18 protein-coding genes are annotated in these 25,670 nt (G+C 37.3%); 5 read left to right on the forward strand and 13 right to left on the reverse strand.

Annotated features, from left to right (window positions below):
* Window positions 1-88: 88 nt before the first annotated feature.
* The 6 genes from ACO05K_RS08695 to rhaT all read right to left on the reverse strand — a co-directional run bounded on the left by ACO05K_RS08695 (window position 89) and on the right by rhaT (window position 8,407).
* Window positions 89-928 carry an alpha/beta hydrolase gene (locus ACO05K_RS08695; protein WP_421944050.1) on the reverse strand — a complete coding sequence of 280 codons (840 nt, stop codon included), beginning with the start codon at window positions 926-928 and terminating at the stop codon, window positions 89-91.
* A gap of 132 nt (window positions 929-1,060) precedes the next feature.
* Entirely contained in the window at window positions 1,061-2,206 is a 1,146-nt protein-coding gene (locus ACO05K_RS08700; RefSeq protein WP_421944051.1) for an alpha-hydroxy acid oxidase, read from the reverse strand.
* 13 nt (window positions 2,207-2,219) lie between these two features.
* The gene (locus ACO05K_RS08705) at window positions 2,220-3,605 is read right to left on the reverse strand and encodes an FGGY-family carbohydrate kinase (protein ID WP_421944052.1); all 1,386 of its coding nucleotides are present in this window, start codon (window positions 3,603-3,605) and stop codon (window positions 2,220-2,222) included.
* Window positions 3,606-3,619: 14 nt separating this feature from the next.
* A complete protein-coding gene (locus ACO05K_RS08710; protein ID WP_421944053.1) occupies window positions 3,620-4,903 on the reverse strand; it encodes a sugar isomerase in 1,284 nt (427 codons plus the stop codon).
* A gap of 263 nt (window positions 4,904-5,166) precedes the next feature.
* Window positions 5,167-7,287, reverse strand: a complete 2,121-nt coding sequence (locus ACO05K_RS08715; RefSeq protein WP_421944054.1) for a bifunctional aldolase/short-chain dehydrogenase — start codon at window positions 7,285-7,287, stop codon at window positions 5,167-5,169.
* A gap of 25 nt (window positions 7,288-7,312) precedes the next feature.
* Window positions 7,313-8,407, reverse strand: coding sequence for an L-rhamnose/proton symporter RhaT (gene rhaT / locus ACO05K_RS08720; protein ID WP_421944055.1), 1,095 nt, complete (start codon window positions 8,405-8,407; stop codon window positions 7,313-7,315).
* A gap of 128 nt (window positions 8,408-8,535) precedes the next feature.
* On the opposite strand from rhaT, the gene ACO05K_RS08725 reads away from it, so the two are divergent.
* The 5 genes from ACO05K_RS08725 (at window position 8,536) to ACO05K_RS08745 (ending at window position 16,248) form a co-directional block, all read left to right on the forward strand.
* On the forward strand, window positions 8,536-9,567 hold the full coding sequence (locus tag ACO05K_RS08725) for a GntR family transcriptional regulator (RefSeq protein WP_421944056.1): 1,032 nt from the start codon (window positions 8,536-8,538) through the stop codon (window positions 9,565-9,567).
* Window positions 9,568-9,899: 332 nt separating this feature from the next.
* The gene (locus ACO05K_RS08730) at window positions 9,900-11,600 is read left to right on the forward strand and encodes a ribulokinase (RefSeq protein ID WP_421944057.1); all 1,701 of its coding nucleotides are present in this window, start codon (window positions 9,900-9,902) and stop codon (window positions 11,598-11,600) included.
* A complete protein-coding gene (locus ACO05K_RS08735; protein ID WP_421944058.1) occupies window positions 11,597-12,298 on the forward strand; it encodes an L-ribulose-5-phosphate 4-epimerase in 702 nt (233 codons plus the stop codon). The genes ACO05K_RS08730 and ACO05K_RS08735 overlap by 4 nt, the downstream gene beginning before the upstream one ends.
* Window positions 12,299-13,031: 733 nt before the next feature.
* A complete protein-coding gene (araA, locus tag ACO05K_RS08740) occupies window positions 13,032-14,522 on the forward strand; it encodes an L-arabinose isomerase (protein ID WP_421944059.1) in 1,491 nt (496 codons plus the stop codon).
* A 25-nt stretch (window positions 14,523-14,547) separates the two neighbouring features.
* A complete protein-coding gene (locus ACO05K_RS08745) occupies window positions 14,548-16,248 on the forward strand; it encodes a sodium:solute symporter family transporter (protein ID WP_421944060.1) in 1,701 nt (566 codons plus the stop codon).
* Between the two features lie 179 nt (window positions 16,249-16,427).
* Here the strand turns inward: ACO05K_RS08745 and ACO05K_RS08750 are convergent, their stop codons facing one another.
* The 7 genes from ACO05K_RS08750 to ACO05K_RS08780 all read right to left on the reverse strand — a co-directional run bounded on the left by ACO05K_RS08750 (window position 16,428) and on the right by ACO05K_RS08780 (window position 25,669).
* On the reverse strand, window positions 16,428-17,447 hold the full coding sequence (locus ACO05K_RS08750; protein WP_421944061.1) for a zinc-binding alcohol dehydrogenase family protein: 1,020 nt from the start codon (window positions 17,445-17,447) through the stop codon (window positions 16,428-16,430).
* Window positions 17,448-17,571: 124 nt separating this feature from the next.
* A complete protein-coding gene (locus ACO05K_RS08755) occupies window positions 17,572-18,360 on the reverse strand; it encodes an SDR family oxidoreductase (RefSeq protein WP_421944062.1) in 789 nt (262 codons plus the stop codon).
* A 108-nt stretch (window positions 18,361-18,468) separates the two neighbouring features.
* Window positions 18,469-20,772 carry a DUF5703 domain-containing protein gene (locus tag ACO05K_RS08760; RefSeq protein ID WP_421944063.1) on the reverse strand — a complete coding sequence of 768 codons (2,304 nt, stop codon included), beginning with the start codon at window positions 20,770-20,772 and terminating at the stop codon, window positions 18,469-18,471.
* A gap of 93 nt (window positions 20,773-20,865) precedes the next feature.
* Entirely contained in the window at window positions 20,866-22,305 is a 1,440-nt protein-coding gene (locus ACO05K_RS08765) for a sialate O-acetylesterase (protein ID WP_421944064.1), read from the reverse strand.
* On the reverse strand, window positions 22,286-23,581 hold the full coding sequence (locus tag ACO05K_RS08770) for a bile acid:sodium symporter family protein (RefSeq protein ID WP_421944065.1): 1,296 nt from the start codon (window positions 23,579-23,581) through the stop codon (window positions 22,286-22,288). Before ACO05K_RS08770 ends, ACO05K_RS08765 begins: the two co-directional genes overlap by 20 nt.
* 6 nt (window positions 23,582-23,587) lie before the next feature.
* Window positions 23,588-24,250 (reverse strand): aspartate/glutamate racemase family protein, encoded by a 663-nt coding sequence (locus ACO05K_RS08775; RefSeq protein WP_421944066.1) that lies wholly within the window; start codon window positions 24,248-24,250, stop codon window positions 23,588-23,590.
* 24 nt (window positions 24,251-24,274) lie between these two features.
* The gene (locus tag ACO05K_RS08780; protein WP_421944067.1) at window positions 24,275-25,669 is read right to left on the reverse strand and encodes a four-carbon acid sugar kinase family protein; all 1,395 of its coding nucleotides are present in this window, start codon (window positions 25,667-25,669) and stop codon (window positions 24,275-24,277) included.
* Window position 25,670: the final 1 nt, after the last annotated feature.

The following is a 25,670-nucleotide window of genomic DNA, read 5'->3' on the forward strand; positions in this document are numbered from 1 at the left end:
CAATCTCCATTGAAAAATAATATTTCTAATGAGATTGCTTCAATCGATGAAAAATCGATTTCGCAATGACGAAAAGCACAAAATTAAGCTAGAAAGAAACTTTTAACACAAAATCCACAATATCCTTATACAAGTCATTACCTCCAAATATCATCTGACTTATCATCGGCACATGACTTTTTCCTTTAACTTCTTTAATTTCTACAGCTACCTTATTGGCCATTAATTTCTCGTATAACCTCGGTGTTTGTATCTTAATTGCGCCATAAGTTTTAGAACCATAAAAAAGTAAATGCGGATTTTTGATATTATTTACATAATCCAATGGCGATGCCAGTTTCCAAACCGCAGGCTTATCTGTAAAAGTTCTTAAAAAATCATAGTAGTAATGGTCTTTTTCTGCCGATGTTAAATATTCAAAAATATCTAAACCAAAAGGGTCGTTTAGAATCATCCCTTTTATTGGGTTTTTGATTCCAGCTTGTTTAAAATATTTTGGGTCTGCATTAATTAATTCTCCCAAATGTGCACCAGCAGAATGCCCCATCACGAAAATTTTATCGCCACTGGCCTGATAGTTTTTAATGTTTTCTTGAACCCACTTAACAGCCAAAGCACAATCGCCTGCCATTTTTTCGTACTGAGCAGTTGGCGCTAACGGGTAATTTATAATTACAGTTACAACTCCCTTTCTGGCAAAGTTTCTGCCCAACCACCAATATGTTTCTTTTTTTCCACTGCTCCAGGAACCACCATGAATAAAAACGATAACCGGCTTATTCTTTATGCTATCATTTTTATAGAAGATGTTAAGTGTATTTTTTTCTTCGGCATTACCTGCGTAATTAATGTTTTTAGCCGTTTTTACCTGAGCTGAAGAGAGTATAGTTTGAAATAAGAGCATTATTAATAACAGTTTCTTAAGCATATTGAAGCTTTTCCTTTTCAACAGTAAATTAACGAAATTGTTAGAGAATTAGATTTGTTTATGCTTAACAAAAAAAGATGCCTGCTCTTTTACGAACAGGCATCTAATCAGATATCTATAAACCTTAAAACGCTATGATAAATGTTGAGATAAATCTTCAACATGCTCACAACCAACCTGATCCATTACTTGTTTTAGCTGCGTTTTAAGCATACCAATTGTGTGGTTACCACCTTCGTTACCTAAAGCGCCAACTCCATACATAAAACTTCTACCCAAAAATGTAAAATCTGCTCCTGCAGCAATACTACGGGCAATATCCGGACCTGAACGAACGCCACTATCCATCATTACCGTTAAATTATCCTTAAATTTTGGTGCAATTTGAATTAAAGGTTTAATGGCTGATTGCCCGGCATCTAATTGCCTTCCACCATGATTAGAAACAATAATTCCATCCAAACCTAACTGTACTGCCAATTGTGCATCTTCTTCTGTTGCTACGCCTTTTAATACGAGTTTACCCTTCCATTTATCTCTGATAGATGCAATTCTATCTGTATTCAATCTACCTGAAAAGGTACGGTTCATATACAAACCAAGCTGCTTCATATTTAAACCTTTCGGCATATAAGGCTTCATCGTTTCAAAAGCCGGTTGCCCGTGAAATAGTGTTCTCAATGCCCATTCTGGTCTACCAACAATTTGCAACATATTTCTTAGTGACATTTTCGGCGGCATAGCCAAACCATTGCGAATATCTCTTGGTCTGAAACCAAAACTTGGTACATCGCAAAGAATAACCAAAACTTTACAACCAGAAGCTTCTGCTCTGTTTATAATATCATCCTTTATTAATTCTTCTGCCGGATGATACAATTGATACCAGGCATTCCCCTCGGTAATTTCCATTATCCTTTCGATTGATGAAGTACTAACCGTACTCAAAATGAAAGGAACATTATGTTCAAATGCCGCTTTAGCTAATATTTCGGGTGCATTTGGCCAGATTAGACCTTGCAAACCCACAGGTGCGATACCGAATGGAGCATCGTAAGTGTGCCCGAAAAGGTTTGTTTTTAGTGATGCTTCTTTAAAATCTCTAATGTAAAAAGGTAAAAGTTCTAAAGCCCTGATATCATCAGTATTGCGGAATAGATTAACATCTTCATTACAGCCGCCATCAAGATATTCGAAAGCAAATCTTGGTATTTTTGACTTTGCTTTGTTCCTTAAATCATCAATAGATGGATAATCAGCATTATATTTCCAGCTCATTTGTAATTGTATTTTAGAATTGCATACTGCGTTGTATTGCAGAATAATATTTTAAATTAATGATATCGCTTGGTGGCGGATTTGGGTTCCATGAATCGTGAATAGCTAATGCCGTTCCTATTGCAGTTGCCTGAGAAACAGAAGATGCATATACTTCAATATCTGGAATTGAGGTAGCCAGCAAGTGCATATAAATTGCATTTTTTCCGAATCCACCATCAACAAAAATTCTTTTTACGCCTGAATTAAGTACCAGTTTTAAAGAATAAAGCTGCTGTTTAACCAAATCAAAAATTAATTGGTGATAAGCTTCCTCTGCAGTTTGAAAGACATTCAAATCTCTTTCAGAAAAAGCGGATTTTTCAGAGAAACCATCTTGTGGAAATTGATTTTCGGGAACTTTGTTTGCCAGTTTTAAAATCATGCCTGGGTTAAATTGTAAATGCTTGAATAAATAAGCTGCTCTATCAAAATGCTCGGCAATCCTTTTTAGTTGTACTTCGTGTTCGTAACCTGCAAAAATACGTGATGCTTTTACCGCCTTACCTTTAAAGTGCATGTAGCAAAGGCAATCTTGCTTTAATTCATCCTCTGTTAATACTTCCTGGTTAAAAGGATTTAAACTAATACACCAGGTTCCGGTAGAAAGTAAAACGAAGGGAACGGAGAAATTTGCAAGATATGGAATTAACGCGGCTGAACTATCGTGCAAACCTACGCCGACTTGAAAATCACGATTTTCAAATTGAGTATCGATTACAGAATCTGCAGGTGTAAATGTTCCAAATTTTTCTTCCAAACCTTCTTCAGCAACCCATTTATGGTATTCGTTTTTGCCAAAATCCCACAACTGTGTATGGCAGCCAATACTGGTAATATCAGCAACAGCTCTATCTGTAATCAGGTAACTTAAATATTGTGGTAAATGTAGGGCGTACTTTATTTTAGCAAATACTTCCGGCTTTTCTTTTTTTAGGCGATACAATTGCATCCCCGAATTAAGGCTACCTAAAATCGGCGAAGCTGTTTCTAAGGAAATCTTTGCTTCGCCACCATATTTTGTATAAAATTCCTGTTTTAAAGCTTCAGGGTATTCTTTTAAATAATTGTAAAGTGGTGTTAAAGGCACTCCATTTTCATCAAGGTAAACAAAGCTTGCACCGTATGATGAAAAGTTTATGGCTTTTATATCGTACTCTTTTAATTGCATTACCTGATTAAGCGAATCGAAAACAGACGAACGCAGGCTTTCCAGATTTTCGCAAACCTCGCCATCTTCATCCTTAGTTTCTACAAAACGAGCCGAACGCTCGTAAACGATGTTGTAATTTTCATCAATAAGAAACAATTTTTTATTCGTTTTACCTACATCAAATATGGCTGCAACGGTTTTTGGCATTTTATATTCTCCCCTTATAATCCTGTAGCAACAGTTCCTAAACCACGATATTTCACTAAATTTTCTCTCACTTTAAGGTCGCGGTATAAACCAATTGGCGATAAAGCTGCATTTGCCCTTAATCTTGCTTCAGCAACTAAAGCTCTTAAATCGCTACGGAAAGTATGTTGAAGAATTTCCTGCGCAGCAGCTACATCATTATTATCTTGAGCTACGTTTAATCCTTTTCTATCTACAAGTAAAGCTTGTGCATAGGCAATAGTAATGGCTTCAACAGATTGAAGTAAATCTTCTAAAGGGTCTTTCACATTGTGAGAAGCATCAATCATCCAACCTAAATCTTTTGCATGATTCATTCCTTTTGCATCCATACCTTCTACCAATTCATTGAAAATTAAAAATAACTGATAAGGCTTAATACTTCCAGCCGTCAAATCATCATCACCGTATTTAGAATCGTTGAAGTGGAAACCACCTAATTTTCCTTCCATTAAAAGTAAAGAAACAATTTGTTCGATGTTTGCATTTGGCAAATGGTGACCTAAATCTACCAGCGTATAGGCTTTTTTGCCCAATTTGCTCGCGTAAAGTAACGATTGACCCCAATCGCCAACCGTAGTTGAATAAAAATTAGGTTCGAAAGCTTTATACTCTACAAACATTTTCCAATCTTCTGGCAAAGCCGAATAAATTTCCTGTAAACTTTCTAAAGTATTTTCAAAAGCTTTACGGAAATTCAGCTGACCAGGAAAACAAGAACCATCTGCAAGCCAAACCGTTAAAGCGTTAGAGCCTAAAGCCACGCCTTGTTTAATAACCTCAATATTATGTTCAATAGCTTGTTTGCGAACAGCTTTATTTACATTTTGAAGCGAACCGAATTTATAACTGTGTGCCGACCCTGCTTGGTCTTGGAAAGTATTTGAATTCATGGCATCGAAAGTTAAGCCATAGCTACTTGCAAGGCTTTTCAATTCTTCTGCATTTTGAGGAATATCCCATGGAATGTGTAAAGATATTGCGCCACTTGCACCGTTTAAGGCATGTAACATACCTACATCTTCAATCTTTTCTTCTATAGTCCTAGGTTCGCCACCGGTAATTGCAAAACGTCCGAAACGTGTTCCGCCGGTACCTAATGCCCAACTTGGAATTGCAATCTGGAAATCAACTAATTTTTGAATTACGCTTTCTAAATCAACATGCGACCACTCTTCTTTTAAAAAATTAAGCTTACGCTGATGCGAAGTTAAAAGACTGTCGTTGTGTTTTTCTATTTGGTTCTGCTCGATATTCATGAGTATATGCTGTTATCAGTTTTTAAGAAACTGAAGTTTAGGTAATCAATTATTTATTTCACCCAAGGTGAAAATTAATCATTTTAAAAGTTATTTCGGCCCGCAATGAGCTACGGGCGCTTGAAACAACTTACTAAAACTAAATTTAAAGAACTTTATCAGTCGGTGAGTACACAAACCGATTATATTTTCCATGTTTTGGTCTGTGAAGACACAGACCAAAACATGCAGTGAACTGAGTATTTTCAGAACACGATGAAAATCTATCTCACAAATGCCATTGCCACACCGCCATCTACATTTAAAACGTTTCCTGTAGATTTTTGAAGCAAACCGCCAACAAAAGCGAAACATGCGTTTGCAATATCATCTGGCAAGATAATCTGGTTTAACAAGGTACGTTTTGCATAATAAGCCGGTAATTCTGCAACTGTAACGCCGTAAGCTTTTGCACGACCTTCAGCCCAACCGCCTGCCCAGATGTTACTATCGCTAATTACTGCGTCAGGATTTACCACATTTACACGAATGTTATCTGCGCCTAACTCTGCCGCATTTAATCTGCTTAAATGAAGTTGTGCCGCTTTAGCACTTCCGTAACCAGCATTATTTGGTCCGCTAACCAAAGCATTTTTACTAACGATGTTAATAATATCACCGCCGATAGATTGTTTCTGCATAGTGCTTGTAGCAACTTGGGTAATAAAAAACTGACCTTTCACCAAAACATCATATAACAAATCCCAATCTTGTTCGGTATGGTCGCCAATGGTTTTTGAAATTGATAAACCTGCGTTATTTACAATAATATCTACACCGCCAAAAGCCAATGCTGCTGCATCGAAAGCAGCTTTTATATCAGCTTCGCTGGTTACATTTAATATTGCCGTAGCGTAAGAATCTTTACCGAACTGAGCTTTAAACTCTTCGCCGGCAGCTTCTAAACGCTCAGCATTCATGTCATTTAGAATAACAACACCGCCTTCAGCAACAAATTTCTTTGCGATGGCTTTACCAATACCACCTGCGCTACCTGTAATTAAGGCAATTTTCCCTGTTAAAGGTTTTGGCTTTGGCATACGCTGAAGTTTTGCTTCTTCAAGTAACCAGTATTCGATGTTAAAAGCTTCCTGATGTGGTAATGAAGTATATTCAGAAACGGCTTCTGCACCTTTCATTACATTAATTGCATTGATATAAAACTCTGCCGCAACTCTGGCTGTTTGTTTATCTTTCGAAAAAGTAAACATTCCGATTCCTGGATATAAAATTACAACCGGATTGGTATCACGAATTGCAGGGCTGTTTGAGTGCTTACAATTTTCGTAATATTCTGTGTACATTTTACGGTAAGCCTCAAATGCAGGTTCTAATGTTTCTTTTAAAGCTTTGGTATCCGATAAATCTGCATCAGCAGTTAAAGTTAAAACCAAAGGACTGATTTTTGTTCTTAAAAAGTGGTCTGGACAACTTGTTCCCATTGGCGCTAAACGAGCCAAATCATTAGAATTGATAAATTCTAAAACACGAGCATCATCAGTAAAATGACCAATCATGTGTTGTTTTGAAGAACATAACCCACGTAAAACAGGCGCTAAAGTAGCTGCTTGTTTTTTGCGTTTATCTGCTTCAGCACTTTCTATTTTTTGTCCGCCGAAAACAGGGGCTTTTTTACCGTAGTTTTCTTCCAGATAAGCTGAACAGATTTCAATTACATCTAAAGTATTTACATAACTTTCGTAAGCTGTATTTCCCCAGGTAAATAAACCATGAGAACCCAACATAATACCACGAATGCCCGGATTTTCATCTAAACATTTTTTCAATGTTAAGCCTAATTCGAAACCTGGTTTTTTCCACTCCACCCAACCAATTGTTCCACCGAATAATTCTTCGGTTATTTTCTTGCCATCTTTTGCAGCAGCTATTGCAATCGCAGCATCCGGATGTAAGTGGTCGATGTGTGCGAATGGTAAAAATCCATGTAAAGGCGTATCAATAGATGGTGCTTTCGAACTTAAATCGAAAATACAGTGGTTAAATAATTCGACCATTTCATCTTCATGCTCTACACCACGGTAAATATTTTTTAAACTTCTTAATCTATCAACATAAAGTGCAGCCAAACCACTTTTTTTCAATGTTCCTAAATCGCCACCTGAGCCTTTAACCCACATCACTTCAGTTTCAGAACCCGTTAAAGGGTCTTTTTCTAATAACTTGCAAGAAGTATTTCCTCCACCGTAATTGGTTAAGCGTAAATCGGCACCTAATAAGTTTGAACGATAAATCAGTAATGCAACTTCATCACCAGCCAGTTTTGCGGCTTCTTCCTCGTTCCATAAGTAACTAACGTATTTATAATTTTTCGTATCTACTGACATTGTAGTATATATTTATTTTTAAATTTTATGCTTTAATTGAATTTCCGTAACCAACAATTAGAACGGATATGATAATGGTTAAAATTCCTGCTAAAATGGTAATCATCGTTTTTCTTGAAACGCCTTTCCATTCTTTTAATATCAAGCCCCAAACATTAGCGATTAGGATGATAAATGCCATATGCAATATCCACGAGCTTGCGCCATTACCCATTTTACTTTCGCCCATCCCGTAAAAGAAAAACTGTAAAAACCAGGTTGTTCCGGCAAGTGCCGAAAAAATATAATTTTTTAATAATGGTGTGCTGGCTTTAGTATAATCGCCAAAGGTTTTATTTCTGGCATTTAAAACCATGCACCATATAAAATTGGTTGTTAAACCACCCCAAAGTACAACCACATAAGTAACGTTGTTTTGAAAAAGGAAATTTCCGGTTTCTGATGGATTAGCGGCCTTCCAGATTGCATTCGCGGCATCTGCCATAGGTTTTCCGGCTTCGATACCAAAGTTGAAACAAGCGCTTAAAACGCCAGATACAATCCCAACAAATAAGCCTAATCCAAATTTGAATTCTGTTTTAACTTCCAATCCATGTGGGTCGGTTACATCAGCTTTTATCTCCTTCTCTTTCATTGTTCCGGCTTTACCGCAGATGATAATACCGAGCACACAAACAAGCAGACCAAGCAAAACCATTCTGCCCCAGTCTGTTTCAATGAACATGGTGAAAGTATCTTTACCAGCCTGCGGGAAGAAATCGAAATAAATTGAAGGTAGAATTGAACCAAGAACCATGCATAATCCAAGAATAATGCTGCTTCCTAATGATACGCCTAAGTAGCGAACGCCCAAACCGTAAGTTAAACCTCCAATACCCCAAAGAATACCAAAGAAATAAGTTAACAATAAAATGCTTCCGCTGGTGCTTGCAATAATATCTGTAAAATTAGAAATGGTTAAAAATGCTGCCAAAGGTGGAACAATTAACCATGAAAAAATTCCTCCAACTATCCAGTAACTTTCCCAGGCCCATCCTTTAACTTTTTTATAAGGGATATAGAAACTACCTGAGGCAAAGCCGCCGATAAAATGGAATATTACACCTAAAATTGCTTGCATAGTATTGGTTTTATATTTGGTTTCCGAAAGTATCGATTGATTCAAACTTAACTGTTATGTACTGTCATGCCAGTTGCAGATAAATAAGAAATGCGTTTACTATATTTGGGAAATATAAGCCCGAAACTGTGAAATCCGAAGATTTGTTAAGTCACATTGTTGTTGATGAATACTCTGCAACTCCAAAATATAAGCAATTAGTAAATGCAATTTTGTATGCTATTGAAATCGGAAAAATAGAAAAAGGCAATCTTTTACCATCTATTAATGAACTGAGTTTTGCGCTTGAAATATCAAGAGATACTGCCGAAAAAGGTTATAGAAGGCTGCGTAAATTGGGTGTTATCGAGTCAATTCCAGGTAAAGGCTATTTTGTTATTAATACCGATTTTTCGAGAAAACTTAAAATTTGCCTACTTTTTAATAAGCTTAGTACTCACAAAAAAATCATTTACGATTCGTTTAGCAAAGCGATAGGAGAAAGTGCTGCTATTGATTTATACGTTTATAACAATGATTTTACACTTTTTAAAAGTTTGCTAAATAACAAAAAGGATGAATACACGCACTACGTAATTATTCCGCATTTTAATGAGGGCGATGAAAAAGCACATGATTTAATAAATGCCATCCCAAGAGAAAAGTTGGTCATTTTAGATAAACTACTGCCAGGAATATCTGGAGATTATGCTGCCGTTTATGAAAACTTTGCACTCGATATTTATAATGCATTAGAACAGGCACTCACTCCCCTTTCTAAATACAATACTTTAAAAATTATTTTCCCAAAGGGAAGTTATTTCCCGAAAGAGATTTTAGATGGCTTTTACCGTTTTTGCCAGCAATATGCCTTTAACCATAAAGTTGTAGATAAGATTATTGATGAAGAAATTAATAAAGGCGAGGTTTACATCAGTTTAATGGAAGATGATTTGGTTTTCCTTATTGAAAAAATCATATCGCTAAAATTAGAAGTTGGTAATGATGTTGGTGTGATTTCTTACAATGAAACGCCACTGAAAAGAATCATATTAAATGGTATTACCACCATTTCTACAGATTTTGCAATGTTAGGCACAGAAACGGCTAATTGCATTCTAAATAATATTAATGAAAAAATTCAGGTTCCGTTTTATTTGAATTTGAGGAAATCGTTGTAGATTTTGTAGCAAATCGCATAATGTTTCCCGCAGATTTAAAATGATTTAAAATGATTTTTTTCCTGATCTGCGAAAATCTGAGTCCCCTATCCCCTTTAATCTACGGCAAAAATATTTTTGGATTAAAACAATCCCTATAGCTAATCCGTGAAAATCTGTATAAATCTGCGGGAGAAAAAACTTTTTGTTCAAAACAATCCCTTTAGCTAATCTGCGAAAAAGCAGCTCGAGCACCCCACAAAAATCAATGTTGAAATTTATAAACGTCAAAAACACATTAAAAATTTTTAATTGTAAATAAATAAACGTTAATTAGACATTTATTTATTGTTATGAGCACAGCAAACTATGTAATCGGTGTGGATTACGGGACAGATTCTGTCCGTTCGGTTTTGGTAGATACCACCAACGGAAAAGAAATATCATCTTCCGTTTTCTTATATCCACGATGGCAAAAAGGTTTATATTGTAAACCTTCACTTAACCAATTCAGACAACATCCTTTAGATTATATCGAAGGATTAACCCACACCATTAAAGATTGTATTTCAAAAGCAGGAGGCGATTCAATTGCTGCACTTGTTAAAGGAATATCGGTTGATACGACTGGTTCTAGTCCGGTTGCGGTTGATGAAACGGGCACTCCCCTGGCTTTAAAAGCAGAATTTGCAGAAAACCCGAACGCCATGTTTGTGTTATGGAAAGACCATACATCGGTTAAAGAAGCTGCAGAAATTAACAATCACGCAAAGAAATTCGATGTAAATTACCTTAAATACGTTGGCGGAACTTATTCATCTGAATGGTTCTGGGCAAAATTATTACACGTTTTAAGAACTGATAAACAAGTTAAAAACAATACAGCTTCCTGGGTTGAGCATTGCGATTGGATTCCGTTTCTACTTTGCGGTAATACCGATGTAAAAGAAATGAAACGCAGCCGTTGTGCAGCTGGTCATAAAGCTTTATGGGCTGAAGAATTTAACGGACTTCCGCCAGAAAATTTCTTTCAAAGCCTAGATCCTTTATTAAAAGGTTACAGAGATAAACTTTTTGAAGACACTTACACATCTGATGTTTCTGCTGGAAATTTAAGTGCAGAATGGGCAGAAAAACTAGGCTTAAATAGTGATGTTGTAGTCGGTGTTGGCGCTTTCGATGCACACATGGGTGCTGTTGGTGGACAAATCGAGCCTTATTATTTAAGTAAAGTGATGGGAACCAGCACTTGCGATATTCTTGTTGCGCCAAATAAAGATATGGAAGGCAAGTTAATTAACGGCATCTGCGGACAAGTTAATGGCTCAGTAATTCCGGGTATGGCTGGTTTAGAAGCCGGACAATCTGCTTTTGGAGATGTTTACGCCTGGTTCAAAAAATTAATTAGCTGGCCACTTGATGGCTTGCTTTCAGAATCTACTTTAATTGATGCTAACACAGCACTTGCATTAAAGGAAGAATTAGATGGCAAAATTATTGCAACATTAAGTAAGCAAGCTTCAGAATTACCAGATGAAGATTACGCTGAATTAGCCATTGACTGGTTAAACGGCAGAAGAACTCCTGATGCAAACCAAGAATTGAAAGGTGCAATAACAGGTTTAGGTTTAGGAACTGATGCACCTAGATTTTTCAGGGCATTGGCTGCTGCAACTTGCTTCGGTGCTAAAAGCATTGTAGATAGGTTTAAAGAAGAAGGTGTTCCGGTAAAGGGAATTATCGGTATTGGCGGAGTTGCTAAAAAATCGCCTTACATTATGCAAATGATGGCCGATGTTCTGGAAATGCCAATTCGCATACACCGTTTCGAACATACTTGTGCTTTAGGCGCTGCAATGTTTGCTGCTGTAGTTTCGGGCATATATCCAAATGTAGAAAGTGCTATGGCAGCAATGGGAACCGGATTTGAAAAGGAATACAAACCCAATATCAAAACTCAAAAAATGTACCGTCAGCATTACCAGCAATATTTAAGTCTGGGCCGCTACCTTGAAAAATACAACAAAAAAGATGTAAAACCATATATATCATGAGCAACTATCAAGATATAAAAGAGCAGGCTTACGCTGCAAACATGCAGCTCCCAAAATTAGGTTTGGTGCTATTTACGTTTGGTAATGTTAGCGCAGCTGATAGAAATAAAGGTGTTTTTGCCATAAAACCAAGTGGCGTGCCTTACGAGGATTTATCGCACGAGAAGATGGTTATTGTAGATTTTGACGGTAATACTGTTGAAGGAAGTTTACGCCCATCATCTGATACAAAAACCCATGCTGTTTTATACAAGCATTGGGAAGATATCGGCGGCATTGTGCACACACATTCTACCTACGGAACGGCTTGGGCACAGGCGCAAAAGGCAATTCCAATTTTTGGCACCACACACGCCGACCATTTAACAGTAGATATTCCATGTGCGCCGCCAATGGATGATGAAATGATTAGGGGTAACTACGAGTACGAAACCGGTTTCCAAATTTTGAATCATTTTGCAACACTTGGCTTAAGCCACAAAGAGGTAGAAATGATTTTGGTTGGGAATCACGCTCCATTTACCTGGGGAAAAACTGCTGAAAAAGCCGTTTACAATAGTGCGGTTTTAGAGGCGGTTGCACAAATGGCTTTGCTTACTCAGCAAATTAATCCACAGGCGCCTAAACTTAAAGATTCGCTAATTAAAAAGCATTTCGACCGAAAACATGGTACGGATGCATATTACGGACAAGAATAATATAAGTCTTTGTCATGCTGAGCTTGTCGAAGCACGTTATATAAGGTCTTCGACAAGCTCAGACTAACAGTTATTTAAAAGTAAAATATTACGCTATCGGTTGGTGTCCTCACCAACCGAAAAAAGGATTAAAAATTTGAAAAGCAATTACAGTAATACTTAGGAAAAAGCAGCCCCGCCATTTGCTACAATCTTTTTATCAATGTCATCCTGAGCTTGAAGAAGGATTAACAAAAAGGATTTTCGCTACTGTCGGGTTTATAAAATGAGGCTTACCTAAGTAAAATAAAACCCAGTTGAAAAAGATGAAAATAGAGCAGAGTAAAGGTCATAAGAGTATCGTCATTTCGACCGCAGTGGAGAAATCTTTGTACCTAATTTAAAAGATTTCTCGGCTTCGCTCGAAATGACGATAAAATAAAAGCGATAACAAAAACATTTTAGAGAGCTAACATCGTGAAATTGAACTCTTGTCATGCTGAGCTTGTCGAAGCACGTTAAATAAAAGTCTTCGACAAGCTCAGACTGACAGTTATGTAGTTGGGGTTAAATAGCAAAGTTTACCCAAGTAAAATAAACCTATTGGAGTGAGCACGAAAGCCGATTTTTCGTCGGCTGAGTAAAACGGAAAGCAGGACTACAGAAACCGATGAAAACCGGAGCCTGATTTTCAAAAAATAAATTATCTGTGGATTAAAGCCACTTAAAAAACATAAAATATAATATAACAGCAATGATTGATTTAAAAAAATTACAAGTTTGGTTTATTACAGGAACGCAACATTTATACGGCGAGGAAACTTTGAAACAAGTTGCAGAACATGCGCAAGAAGTTGCCGACTCTTTAAGTGTTAACAAAGAAATATCGGTTACAGTGGTTTACAAGCCGATTGTAAAAACTACAGAAGAAATTTTCGAAACTTTGCAGCAAGCAAATATCGATGAAAACTGTATTGGCGTAATTACCTGGATGCATACTTTTTCGCCTGCAAAAATGTGGATTAGAGGTTTAAATGTTTTGCAAAAACCATTATTGCATTTGCATACTCAATTTAACCGTGATATCCCTTGGAACACGATTGATATGGACTTTATGAACCTTAACCAAAGTGCGCATGGCGACAGAGAATTTGGGTTTATTGTTTCCAGAATGCGCAAAGACCGTAAAGTTGTTGTTGGCCATTGGAAAGATGAGGAAGTGGCTAAACAAATTGATGTTTGGGCAAGAGCTGCTGCCGGATGGCACGATTGGCAAGGTGCTAAATTTGCTCGTTTTGGCGATAATATGCGTTATGTTGCCGTAACGGATGGCGATAAAGTTGAAGCTGAAATGAAATTCGGTTTCTCGGTAAATACTTACGGTATTGGCGATTTAGTAGCCATTATTAATTCGGTAAGCGAAGATTCTATTCAAACTTTATTAAAAGAATACAATGAAACCTACGAAATAGCCGATGACCTTAAAGCTGGAGGTGCAAGACACGCTTCAGTTTATGAGGCAGCCAAAATTGAATTAGGTTTAAGAAAATTTTTAGAGGATGGAAATTTTAAAGGTTTTTCTGATACATTTGAAGACTTGCATGGCATGATTCAGTTACCAGGAATCGCGGCTCAAAGACTAATGGCAGATGGTTATGGTTTTGCTGGTGAGGGCGATTGGAAAACCGCAGCTTTGGTGCGTGCTTGTAAGGTTATGGGTGCAGGCTTGCCGGGTGGAAATGCATTTATGGAGGATTATACTTATCATTTCGACCCTGCAAACTCTATGGTTTTAGGTTCGCACATGTTGGAAGTTGATGCTTCTTTAGCAAAAGGAAAAGCAAGTTTAGAAGTTCATCCATTAGGTATTGGTGGCAAGGCAGACCCTGCTCGTTTAGTTTTTAATGTTGGCGGTGGCGATGCTTTAAATGCTTCGTTAATTGATATGGGTAACCGTTTCCGTTTATTGGTAAACGAAGTTAAGGCCGTTGAAGCTGAAAATGATTTACCTAATTTACCTGTTGCACGTGTTTTATGGAAACCACTTCCTGATATGAAAACGGGTTGTGCTGCTTGGATTTACGCAGGTGGAGCGCACCACACGGCTTACAGTCAGAATTTAACAACAGAACATTTGGCCGATTTTGCCAACATTGCTGGTTTAGAGTACGTAAATATTGGTGCAGAAACTAAAATAAACCAATTTAGAAATGAGCTTCAATGGAATGAAGTTTTTTATAAATAAATAAAATAACCAAATAAACTAAATTATGAACAGATTTTCGACGGTTGATTACACCGTTTTTATCTTCTACTTTATCCTGATTTCGGCATACGGCTATTGGATATACAGTAGTAAGAAAAACAAAGCTACATCAGGAAGTCACGACTTCTTTCTTGCTGAGGGTTCTTTAACATGGTGGGCAATTGGGGCATCGCTTATTGCATCGAACATTTCTGCAGAGCAATTCATTGGCATGAGTGGCCAGGGCTTTCAGGTAGGTATGGCGGTAGCGGCATACGAATGGGTGGCGGCAATTGCTTTAATTATTGTTGCCGTTTGGTTTATTCCGGTGTATCTGAAGAATAAAATTTACACCATGCCTCAGTTTCTGCAAACGAGGTATAATGAAACCGTGAGTTTAATAATGGCCATTTTCTGGTTGTTTTTGTACATTTTCGTAAACTTAACTTCAATTTTATACTTAGGTTCTATTGCGATAAGTAGCATGGTAGATCCAATGTATTTCAAATATATTGTAGTCGGCTTAGCTGCATTTTCATTAATTATTACGCTTGGTGGAATGAAAGTAATCGGCTTTACGGATGTAATACAGGTAATTGTATTAATCGCCGGAGGTTTGGTTACAACTTACATTGCTTTAACCATGGTAAGTGACCACTTTGGCTTAGGTAAAGATGCGATTGCAGGTTTTAAAATGTTGATGAAAGATTCGCCAGACCATTTTAAAATGATTTTAGATAAACCAACGGCTAATTCATCGCAAGAATATGTTAACAAATATTTGGCTTTGCCTGGTATTGCAATGTATTTTGCTGGCCAATGGATTGTGAATTTAAATTATTGGGGTTGTAATCAATATATCACTCAGAGAGCATTAGGCGCAGATTTAAAAACTGCCAGAACCGGTATTTTATTTGCTGGTTTCTTGAAATTAGGTATGCCAATTATTGTAATGTTACCTGGTATTGCAGCTTATGTTTTACACAGAAATGGTGCGTTACAACATGAAATGGCTCCGGATGGTAAAGTAATTGCCGACAATGCTTATTCGGCGGTATTAACTTTCTTACCTAACGGATTAAAAGGATTATCGTTAGCGGCTTTAACCGCAGCAATTGTAGCTTCTTTAGCGGGTAAAGCAAATAGTATTTCTACCATCTGGACGTTAGATATCTATAAAAAATACATTAACAAAAATGCTGACGACAAAAAACTGGTTGTTGTCGGTAGGTTAAGTATCTTCTTTGCGATATTGTTATCGGTAGCATTAACGTGGGATGATTTACTTGGTATTGGTGGCGAAGGTGGTTTTACCTTTATACAGAAGTACACAGGCTTTATTAGTCCGGGTGTATTTGCCATGTTTATTTTGGGGATGTTTTGGAAACGCACAACTGGTACAGCCGCAATTGCAGGTCTAGTTACCGGATTTGTACTTTCTGTAGTATTTAACAATTATGCACCAAGCTGGTTTGGACATGAGAATTTCTTGTACACGGCTTACATTAATAAAGATGGTGTTTATGAAATTCCGTTCTTAATTTGTATGGGTTTATCTTTCTTATTTACCATGATTGTAATGGTTGGATTAAGTTTATTAGGTCCGAAAATAAACCCTAAAGCTTTCGAACTTGATAAATCGATGTTTAAGGTTGAACCATCTACATTAGTTTTGATTGTAATTACTTTACTATTAATCACTCTCATCTACGTTAAGTTTTGGTAGCTTGTGATTAAACTAAAAAAAGGGCAATTTCTTCATCAGAAATTGCCCTTTTTTTTGCTTGTTTTAGTTTTGCTTGCTCAATCGTCATTGCGAGGCACGAAGCAATCTTAATGCGCTAATGAATAGCAATAGTTTAAAGATTGCTTCGTGCCTCGCAATGACGCAAAATGTATATTTTTCTAACCCTCTATCCTAACCATTGCCTTAATTACACCGTTTTTCGGGTCTAACCAGCTTTCGAAATTATCTTTTACTTCGTCAAAATTTACCTGATGTGTGATGTAAGTTGTTGGTTTTACCAAACCTGCTTTCATTGATTTAATTACGTGTTCAAAATCTTCGATGTTGGCATTTCTGCTGCTCATTAGCGTAGATTCTCTTTTATGAAACTCTGGGTGGTTAAAAATCAAATCGCCCTTTTGCAAACCGATTAATACAAATCTTGCTCCGTGTGCCATGTAATTAATAGCATTGTTTATTGCTTTTTGATTTCCTGTTGCATCAATTACAACTGTAGGCATATCGCCGTTTGTAATTTTGCTTAGTTGTTCAATAACATCTGCAGATAATGCATTTATGGTATGCGCTACACCCAATTTTTCTCTACAGAAAGATAAACGGTCGTCGTTAATATCTAAAGCAATTACATCTCCGCCAGCAATTCGGGCAAACTCCATAGTACCTAGACCAATCGGTCCGGCGCCAATTACCAATACAAATTCACCAGGTTTAACATCAGCCCTGCTGACACCATGAGCACCGATTGCCAAAGGTTCTACCAAAGCCAGTTCATCGTAACTTAAACCTTCGCCATGTAGAAGTGTTCGTGATGGAACTTGCAAATACTCACGCATCCCGCCATCTACATGTACGCCGCAAACCTGCATTTTAACACAACAATTGGGTTTGTTCATTCGGCAGGCAATACATTCGCCACAGTTAAAATACGGAATGAATGTTACGGCCTCTCCCATTGAAAAACCTTCAGAACCATCAGCTTCGACCAATTCACCAGAAAGCTCGTGACCTAAAACTCTTGGATAATTGAAGAAAGGTTGTGTGCCTTCAAAAGCGTGTAAATCCGTTCCACAGATTCCAATTCTTTTAATTTTTATAATGGCGTGGTCTTTTTTCAATTCAGGTTTATCAGTTTCTGAATATTCAAAAGTTCCAGGTGTTGTACATGTAAGGGTTTTCATTTATTTTAATGATTGAAATTTGAAGATTTTCGTCATTGCGAGGCACGAAGCAATCTCCCTTTAATTTGACTAATGAGATTGCTTCGTGCCTCGCAATGACAGCCGCCGATTAAATTGGTTTTGTTTACGCGTTAGCCAAAGCTCTATCCAAATGAACATAACCACCATCAACATGGATAATTTGTCCTGTGGTGTGGCTCGATTTATCAGACATTAAAAAGGCCGTCATGTTTGCAATTTCTTCAGCAGTAGTCATTCTGTTTTCCAAAGGGATTTTTGCTGTAATTTCATCTAATTTGGCTTCGGCATCTGGTAAAGTTTCAATCCAGGTTTCGTAGGCAGGTGTCCAGCATTCGGCTACCACAACGGCGTTTACACGGATTCCGTATTTTAGCAATTCTACAGCCCATTCGCGGGTTAAGGCGTTTCTTCCTCCATTTGCAGCAGCATAGGCTGAAGTATTTCCTTGACCGGTTTCTGCTGTTTTAGAAGTGATGTTTACAATAGCACCTTTGCTTTTAATTAACTCTGGTAAAGCATGATGTGCCATCAAATAATAATGTATCACGTTTTTATGCAATGAAGCCATGAAATCTTCATAGTTTCCACTTTCTAAACCTACGCCATCATTTACGCCAGCGTTGTTAACCAAACCGTCTATCCTACCAAATTTGGCTACAATTTCCGCAACTACTTTTTTGCAATCATCAGGATTTGATAATTCTGCCACAAACTGAGCTGCTTTACCACCTTGTTCTTCAATTGCATCAACCACTTTTTGATTATCTATAGCTTTTCTTCCTACAATAACCGCAACTGCATTTTCTTTTGCGAAAACTTCTGCAATGCTTCTCCCAATGCCTTTTGCAGCACCAGTAATGATGATAACCTTTTCTTTTAAATTTAAATCCATATCTTTTTTTAATTATCGGACACGTCACCCTGAATTTATTTCAGGGTCTTTTTTTTTAAGATGCTGATCCCGAAAATTCGGGACAGCACCACGACTTGTCTATTCAATTTATCTAATCATATTAACTACATCCGCCTTTCTCGATTCTGGCAAGACTTTTAAACTTTCTATTTTTCCGTTTTTCAATTCTACTTCCACAGTAGTTTGGTAAGGCGCATGCAGTTTGAAATGTACATTCCAATCTTTTGGCCATGCCGGGAAAAGATAAATTTTCTTCCCGTCTACCTGCATTAACATTTCTTGTAAACCAATCATTCCCGAGCCGCCCCAATTATGGTCGGGTGTCCAATCGAAACCTGGCCCCCAAAATGCAGGAAACCTTCTGCCCGAATCTTTCAATTTCCCTGTTGTTAGTTTTGCAGCATCGTCTGTTAAGCCTAATCTTGCTGCAAAAATATTATCCTGTTTCCAACCTACATGACTTCTAAATTTAAGCACATCTGCATCATATTTAAAAGTATTTATTGCAGTATCTAGACCTGGTTTTCCAATGCCATAAATCCCCCACGGATAAACAGGATATAATTGCGGACTTTCCGTATTGTTAATCCGTTCCCAAAGTTTTGCAGGTGCAATGGTTGGTTTACCATTAAATTCCCTAAAACTAATAGCTGGAATAGTTTTCAGCATTTCTGCCCATTCTGCTTTTTTGTTTTGAGATAGATTTGGCTGTTCAATCAATCTTTCTAAAACCGTTTTTAAGGCAGCAATTGTGGAAGTAGAATTGTAAGCCATTTTGTAAGTTTCAGCACCAGAACCTGGATATAAAACTAAATGGCCATCAGCATCTAAAGCTTTTGCGCCTCTTTGCTTGGCTAAATAGGTGTAATGTTCTTTAAAAAATTGGAGTGAACTTTCAATCAATGGGAGATATTTTTCAATTTTCTGACCATTGTATCTTTCGGTTTCCAAAATCATCATACAGAACTCCAGAACCGTATCCCATTCATATTCTAACCAGGCATTGTATTCCATGCCTTTGTTAAAATCAGCAGGACGTTTCCAGCCATATTCAGCAGGATTTGGCAAGCCAAAATTTTCTAACTGTTCAGTAAAACTTGCGCCTTTATGCCCCCAAGAAACTTCTGTTCTGATTTCAGCATTTTTTAATAAATCGAGGTAGAAATCGAACTGAGGTTTCATCATGTCGAAATCGCCACTTTTAAGCATCGGCCAATAAACCAAACGCTGATTTTGAGCCGTGTGCGTTCCACCACCCCAGTTTCTAAAATCGGGCGTGTATTTTAAGGTCGAATCTGTAAGTTGTGGGTCGTAGGTAAATAAACCACCGTTAAACTTGGTTGGGTATCTGCCAAAAGCATTACACCCCAACATATAGCGGAACAACTGGTAATTTTTAGACGATTGATTTGCAGCCTCGTCATTAGCATTGATGTAAATGAAACTTTTCTTCCAGTAATCATTCCACCATTTTATACTGGTTTTTTGATTTGAATTTGTTTTTGATAAAATTCCTTTTCCCCAATCTGCAACCGTTGTTGCTTTGTTTGTATTTAAACTTATCGTGATGTTTTGCGTACGAGATGGCGATTTACTTTTCAAAGTCCATCCTTTAAATGGCGTATTGAGGTAAATTCCGGTGTAATTTCCTGCCGCTACCATATTATCGCCTTGCATAAAACCGCCAAAAATTAAATTTTTTAACGGATTGAATAAGTCGGTTTTTCTATCTTCTAAACCTTGCTGTTTTACGGCTACATCAAAAACCGTTTCTGCTTTATTTTGATGATAGAACTGAACACCATTATCTTTAAAAGCGATTTCATCTTTCGCCGTTTTTACAACACCTTGAGGCGCCCATTTATAAGAATTCTGGTTGTTTTCTTTACCTTTCGTAATTCGGTCTTCAAAACGCCAGCTTTCGTAACTTACTTCGCTTGTTACTTTTTCGTTTGATTTAACTTCTAAATGAATGATAGGATTGAAAACATCAACCCAAACTTTAATTTGAATATTTAGTTTACCATTTGAACCGCTGATTTGCGCATAACCATCTTTTAAAATCAGTTCTTGCTTAAATGTTTTACCTTCAAATGTATTCGGGCAGAGCTTTAGTTTTACACGACCAAGTTTGAGTAATGTGTTGTTTTCATCGAAAGTGCCACTCTTAGATAGATAGAAATAAACTTCGCCTTTTTCTACCCAAAGATTTAAGCCAATATCACCTCCGCCAACAGGCATTGATTCTGATGAATTATTGCTTTGAGTGGCCCAAATTACGTTTTCTTGTGCATGAGTTGTTTGAGTGAACCACAAAGACACAAAGAACACAAAGAAGAGGTTTGTTTTCTTTGTGCACTTTAGATATTTGAAAACCGTGTTTTTCGGCATTATATTTTTTGTTTCTATTTAAGGTTCTCGTCATTGCGAGGCACGAAGCAATCTATTTAGTGAGATTGCTTCGTGCCTCGCAATGACGTATCGTTAATTATCCCAGTCATCGGTTCTGAATGATGAAACTGGCAAGCCTTCATTCCCGAATAAATCGCCAATTACAAAATCTTTAAATGCATAGCGAACGGCAACCGGATTTTTTACTTGTTCTGAAGTAACGTTAACACTGCTTCCTTTTATAACTGCTTTCGCAGGATAAAATTTCTTATCTGCGCCAGCAATTTCGAATAAAGATAATTCTTTACTAAAGGAAGTTAAGCCATTTGGAACATCTTTAAATTTAACTACAGCCGTATTTTTTTCAATAGTAAGCGATTCGTAAAGCGGACTAGTTGCGCTGAAACCTTTAACGCCATAAGTTTTCGCCAAAGCCAAATAAGCCAATCTTTCGCCTCCTTGCTTTTTCTTTGAAGGATGAATCATATTTTCCTCGCCAATATCCATTAAAACAGCCATTGCCGAATTTGATATTTTCGATAATGATTTACGCTGCGCATCCCTTAAAAAAGCGGAACTGAACTTACCGCCAACACGATACGGAGGCAATTGTGCATAGTTGTAAGGTGCAATTTGTGCATAATAGAAAGGAAATTCACCGTTATCCCAGTGCTGCCTCCAGCTCGAAACCATTGCAGGAAATAAACCTTCGTATTGGTCTGCACGCTCGTAATTAGATTCGCCTTGATACCAAATGGCACCTTTTACGCTGTAACCAATTACCGGATAAAGCATACCATTATATAAAGTTGTAGCTGTTCTGCTCACTTCTTTTATCGAATCGCCTTTTGATGGAATTTTTATTTCGGGAAAGGGTTTTAAATCTTCTTGCGACATCCATGCTTCGATTGAAGAACCGCTAAAACTATCGTTAATTATGCCAACAGGAACACCTAAAATTTCATTTAAAAGTGAACCAAAATAATAAGCGGTTGCGCTGAAATTTGCCACAGCTTCTGGCTCGCTTAGTTTCCATTCTGATGGTTTACTGTTTTCTTGTCTTTCTGTAACAGATGAACGCGGAACGGTGTATAATCTGATATTTAGATTTTTAGATTTTAAAATCGCTTCGTTACTTCCAATATTCGGCTGACCTTTATAGCCTTTCATAGGTAATTCCATGTTCGATTGCCCGCCACAAAACCAAACCTCGCCAATCAGAATATCAGATAAAATCAATTTCTCTCCATCGTTAAATTCGATGTTGTATGGTCCGCCAGCTGATGGCGTAGCCACTTTAACCTTCCATTTACCGTTTTGGTCGGTTGTAACCGGATAGCTTTCTTTATTCCACGAAGTGATTATTTTTACTTTGGATGATGCTTTTGCCCAACCCCAAATAGCCACATTGCTTTGCTGTTGAAGCACCATGTGATTGGTAAAAATTGAAGCAGGTTTAACTGTTGCATTTGCAGCAATAACAAATGTAATTAGCCCAAAAGTTAATATTTTTTTAAGAAATTTTACGTTCATTTTCTTCTTCTTTTAATGCTTTTCTTCTCCAGTAATTGGCTAGGATTGAGCCCGAGATATTCATCCACGGACTAAAGACCGCAGCGGCTAAACCAACCGTACCCAACTTGCCCATTCCGCCTGCTAATCCTGATGCCATTCCTCCGTTTTGTAAACCAACTTCAAAAGCTACTGTTCTGGCAGATTTTTTATCCAATCCAAATACACGACTTAGCATGTATCCAAATAAATAACCAGCGCCATTATGAATAACCGACGCTAAAAACAACAGAAAGCCAACTTTTAATAAATTATCTCTCCCTGCTGCAGTTGTTACGGTTGTAAAATATACAATCCCAAACATGGAAACATAAGGCATTAAATCATCAAGGGTTTTAATTTTCAGTGTAATTAAATGATAAAGTATGCCAACCAAAAATGCACCGGTGAAGAAGCTGAAAATCTCTACTGAATGCATTGCATCTTCGGGCAATTTTTGCTCTAAACTATTCCATAGTCCGAATGGAAGTGCTAATAACCAAAGTAGGCAAAAAATAGCTATCACTTTAACAATCCTTATCCCTTTTGAAGTTGCTCTTTTTAAATAATCGTGAATTAACGCGGCACCAATCGGAACAATAACGATTTTAATAATTTCCATCATCATGTTGATGAATTTGATTTCTATTAAAGTTCCAGCCAGTAATTTCATCAATAATGGTGTCATGATGGGAGCTATTAATGTTGCTATCGCGGTTACCGCAACTGATAGAACCAAATTTGCCCTCGCAATGTAAACCATTACGTTTGATGCTAAGCCGCTGGAACAAGAACCAATCAAAATTATACCTGCTGCAATTTCGGTTTCGAAATGAAATACTTTTACCAACAATAATCCCATTAAAGGCATAATTGTGAAATGGCAAAGTAAGCCGATGAGCACACCCTTACCGCTATTTGCCAAGCCTGCAAAATCTTTTAAGCCCATTTGTATGCCCATACCGAACATTACAAACTGAACTACCACCAAAATAAGCCACTTATTTCTTAAATCTACGCTGCCCCATTTTAAAAATGCCGATGGATAAATCATGCCTGCAACCACCGCAGTAATAATCCATGCGGTGTACTGGTAGTTTTTTAAACTTTCCAATGCACCAATACCAATGGCTAAACTTACCGCCAAAATTAAAGCAGCAGGTTGCCAAAGTGTTTGGTTGGCCAAGAATAAACCTGCAAGTAAAGCCAAAAAGGCAATACCCCCAACGTATAAAAAAAGCTTACGAATGTTTTTCATAGCCGTTTATTTTATAAGTTCGGCTATGTGCTGTATTGCCAAAGCAGGACTAGCCAAAATTGGAATACGCTTTTCAGATTCCTGTAAACCATCTACCACACGAGACATAGATGCTTGTGCCAATACAATCACATCAACCTCTGTAGAAAGCTGTCTTAAAGCTGCAGCAACCATTTCATCATGTTTTTCAGGATTTCCGCCCATTAAAGCTTCAAAAGCACCTTCACATAATTTGGATGTCAACTCAATTTCTTTTCCTGCGGCAGCAGCTCTGCGTTTAACCAAATCGCTTGTTGGGCCTAAAGTGGTTGGTAAAGTTGCGATAACACCAATTTTTTTACCTGTTTGTACAGCCAAATCAGCCATTGGTTGGTCAACCCTTAAAACAGGAACTCCAGTTAATTCTGCGGCAGCTTCCACAGCCGAACCAATAGACGAACAGGTTACCAAAATGTAATCGGCTCCAGCCAAAGCAGCTGAACCAACATGGTCAACTACTCTTCTTGCAGTTAATTTCGTTAGCTCATTTTTAGCAATTACGTCTTTTATCAAGCTATCATCAACAATATTAAAAACATTAACATTTGGCAAATGCATTGCACATAACTGTTGAAAAACAGGAACCAATGTTGCAGAAGTGTGAACAAGTCCGAGGGTTTTAGTTTTCATATTTGGTTTTTTAATAAGTTTATTTTAGTTAATTATATCTTTTGAAGCCTGAACAAAAAAATCTTGTTTCCCTACCTGGCCACCTTTAAAAACAACGTGTAAATTATTTATAGCTGTATTTGCAGAATGCACCTTGCATAGCGGAGCACCTGCGGTTAATGGCGAAATCATTTCCATAGCTTCAATGCCCATCGCTCTTGCGGCATAACTTGATGTATCTCCGCCAGCAATAACAAGTCTTTCTAAATTGGTTCGTTCCGCAACTTTTTTGGCAATTTCACCAAGCACTCTACCATAAACAATTGATGCAGTTGATTTATTCAAACCATTGTTATTAAATATCTTATCTGATTCGATAACTCTTACATCGTCATTACCAAGACTAGTGTGTATCAAAACGTTTTTACCATCTGAAATTAGTTTTACAGCTTGCTCAACATAAACCAAAATAAGGCTTTTGTCTATATCAGAATCTGATGAATATTGATTAGCAAAAGCAACGGTATCAATTGCGATTTCTGCAAAACCATTGTCTAAAGCATATTTAATTTGTGATGATGTTACAGGAGAACAACTACCAGAAATTATCAGAATTGGTTGCGAAGATTTGACGTTTTCCCATCCCATTTTATCCGAAACAATTCCCTTTTCTTCCCAATGCGAACCTAAAGCCATCTCTATTCCTGATGAGCCCACCGAAAACGCAATATTATTCTGATTAGCAGATTGCTCAATAATTTCTCCAATCGGAGTTAAATCTTCCGCTTTTAGAGCATCAAAAAGTACGATTTCATTATCACCAAAATCTACATCAAAATGTTTTTCAGCATATTTATGTAGAGAAGTAATATTGAAAAGCCCTATCTTTTTATTGGTTTGTTTGCTCAAATGTAAGCTTAAATCGCTTTCATTTGCGGGAGTTACGGGATGCTTGCTCATAGATGGATGCCTGTCTAAACGATAAATATCGCCATCGCTTCCAATGCCCATCCTGGCAAATAAATTACCAAACAAACAATATCTTCCTAAAGCCGGCGCAGCAACCAACAATGGTACATAAGCTGTTTTAAATACAGATTGAGCAACATCTATAGCCTTTCCAATGCTCCCAATAGTTGGCGATGAATCGAAAGTTGAGCAAACCTTGTAGTGAACATGTTTTGGATTTAGCTTTTGTAATGCTTCAAATGTTGGCAAAAGTTCCGCTTCCATTTTTATTGGAGATAAAGCTCTGCTTACACCAGCTACACCAATGGCTTGTAAATCAGGATAGTTTAATAACTGTTCTTTTGTCGGAACATCAATAAATAAAACCGTTTTAACGCCTGCTTTACACAGGAATTCTAAGGCATCAGTAGAGCCTGTGAAATCATCGCCATAAAAGGCCATTAATAAACGATTGTTTTCTTTGTTCTCCATT

The sequence above is a fragment of the Pedobacter sp. genome (assembly GCF_965227205.1).
In the GTDB taxonomy this organism is placed as follows: Bacteria; Bacteroidota; Bacteroidia; order Sphingobacteriales; family Sphingobacteriaceae; genus Pedobacter.

Bases quoted from the DNA above. Each gene is read 5' to 3' on its own strand.
- ACO05K_RS08695 (WP_421944050.1), bottom strand. From the start codon at position 928: ATGCTTAAGAAACTGTTATTAATAATGCTCTTATTTCAAACTATACTC.
- ACO05K_RS08700 (WP_421944051.1), bottom strand. From the start codon at position 2,206: ATGAGCTGGAAATATAATGCTGATTATCCATCTATTGATGATTTAAGG.
- ACO05K_RS08705 (WP_421944052.1), bottom strand. From the start codon at position 3,605: ATGCCAAAAACCGTTGCAGCCATATTTGATGTAGGTAAAACGAATAAA.
- ACO05K_RS08710 (WP_421944053.1), bottom strand. From the start codon at position 4,903: ATGAATATCGAGCAGAACCAAATAGAAAAACACAACGACAGTCTTTTA.
- ACO05K_RS08715 (WP_421944054.1), bottom strand. From the start codon at position 7,287: ATGTCAGTAGATACGAAAAATTATAAATACGTTAGTTACTTATGGAAC.
- rhaT (WP_421944055.1), bottom strand. From the start codon at position 8,407: ATGCAAGCAATTTTAGGTGTAATATTCCATTTTATCGGCGGCTTTGCC.
- ACO05K_RS08730 (WP_421944057.1), top strand. From the start codon at position 9,900: ATGAGCACAGCAAACTATGTAATCGGTGTGGATTACGGGACAGATTCT.
- ACO05K_RS08735 (WP_421944058.1), top strand. From the start codon at position 11,597: ATGAGCAACTATCAAGATATAAAAGAGCAGGCTTACGCTGCAAACATG.
- araA (WP_421944059.1), top strand. From the start codon at position 13,032: ATGATTGATTTAAAAAAATTACAAGTTTGGTTTATTACAGGAACGCAA.
- ACO05K_RS08745 (WP_421944060.1), top strand. From the start codon at position 14,548: ATGAACAGATTTTCGACGGTTGATTACACCGTTTTTATCTTCTACTTT.
- ACO05K_RS08750 (WP_421944061.1), bottom strand. From the start codon at position 17,447: ATGAAAACCCTTACATGTACAACACCTGGAACTTTTGAATATTCAGAA.
- ACO05K_RS08755 (WP_421944062.1), bottom strand. From the start codon at position 18,360: ATGGATTTAAATTTAAAAGAAAAGGTTATCATCATTACTGGTGCTGCA.
- ACO05K_RS08760 (WP_421944063.1), bottom strand. From the start codon at position 20,772: ATGCCGAAAAACACGGTTTTCAAATATCTAAAGTGCACAAAGAAAACA.
- ACO05K_RS08765 (WP_421944064.1), bottom strand. From the start codon at position 22,305: ATGAACGTAAAATTTCTTAAAAAAATATTAACTTTTGGGCTAATTACA.
- ACO05K_RS08770 (WP_421944065.1), bottom strand. From the start codon at position 23,581: ATGAAAAACATTCGTAAGCTTTTTTTATACGTTGGGGGTATTGCCTTT.
- ACO05K_RS08775 (WP_421944066.1), bottom strand. From the start codon at position 24,250: ATGAAAACTAAAACCCTCGGACTTGTTCACACTTCTGCAACATTGGTT.
- ACO05K_RS08780 (WP_421944067.1), bottom strand. From the start codon at position 25,669: ATGGAGAACAAAGAAAACAATCGTTTATTAATGGCCTTTTATGGCGAT.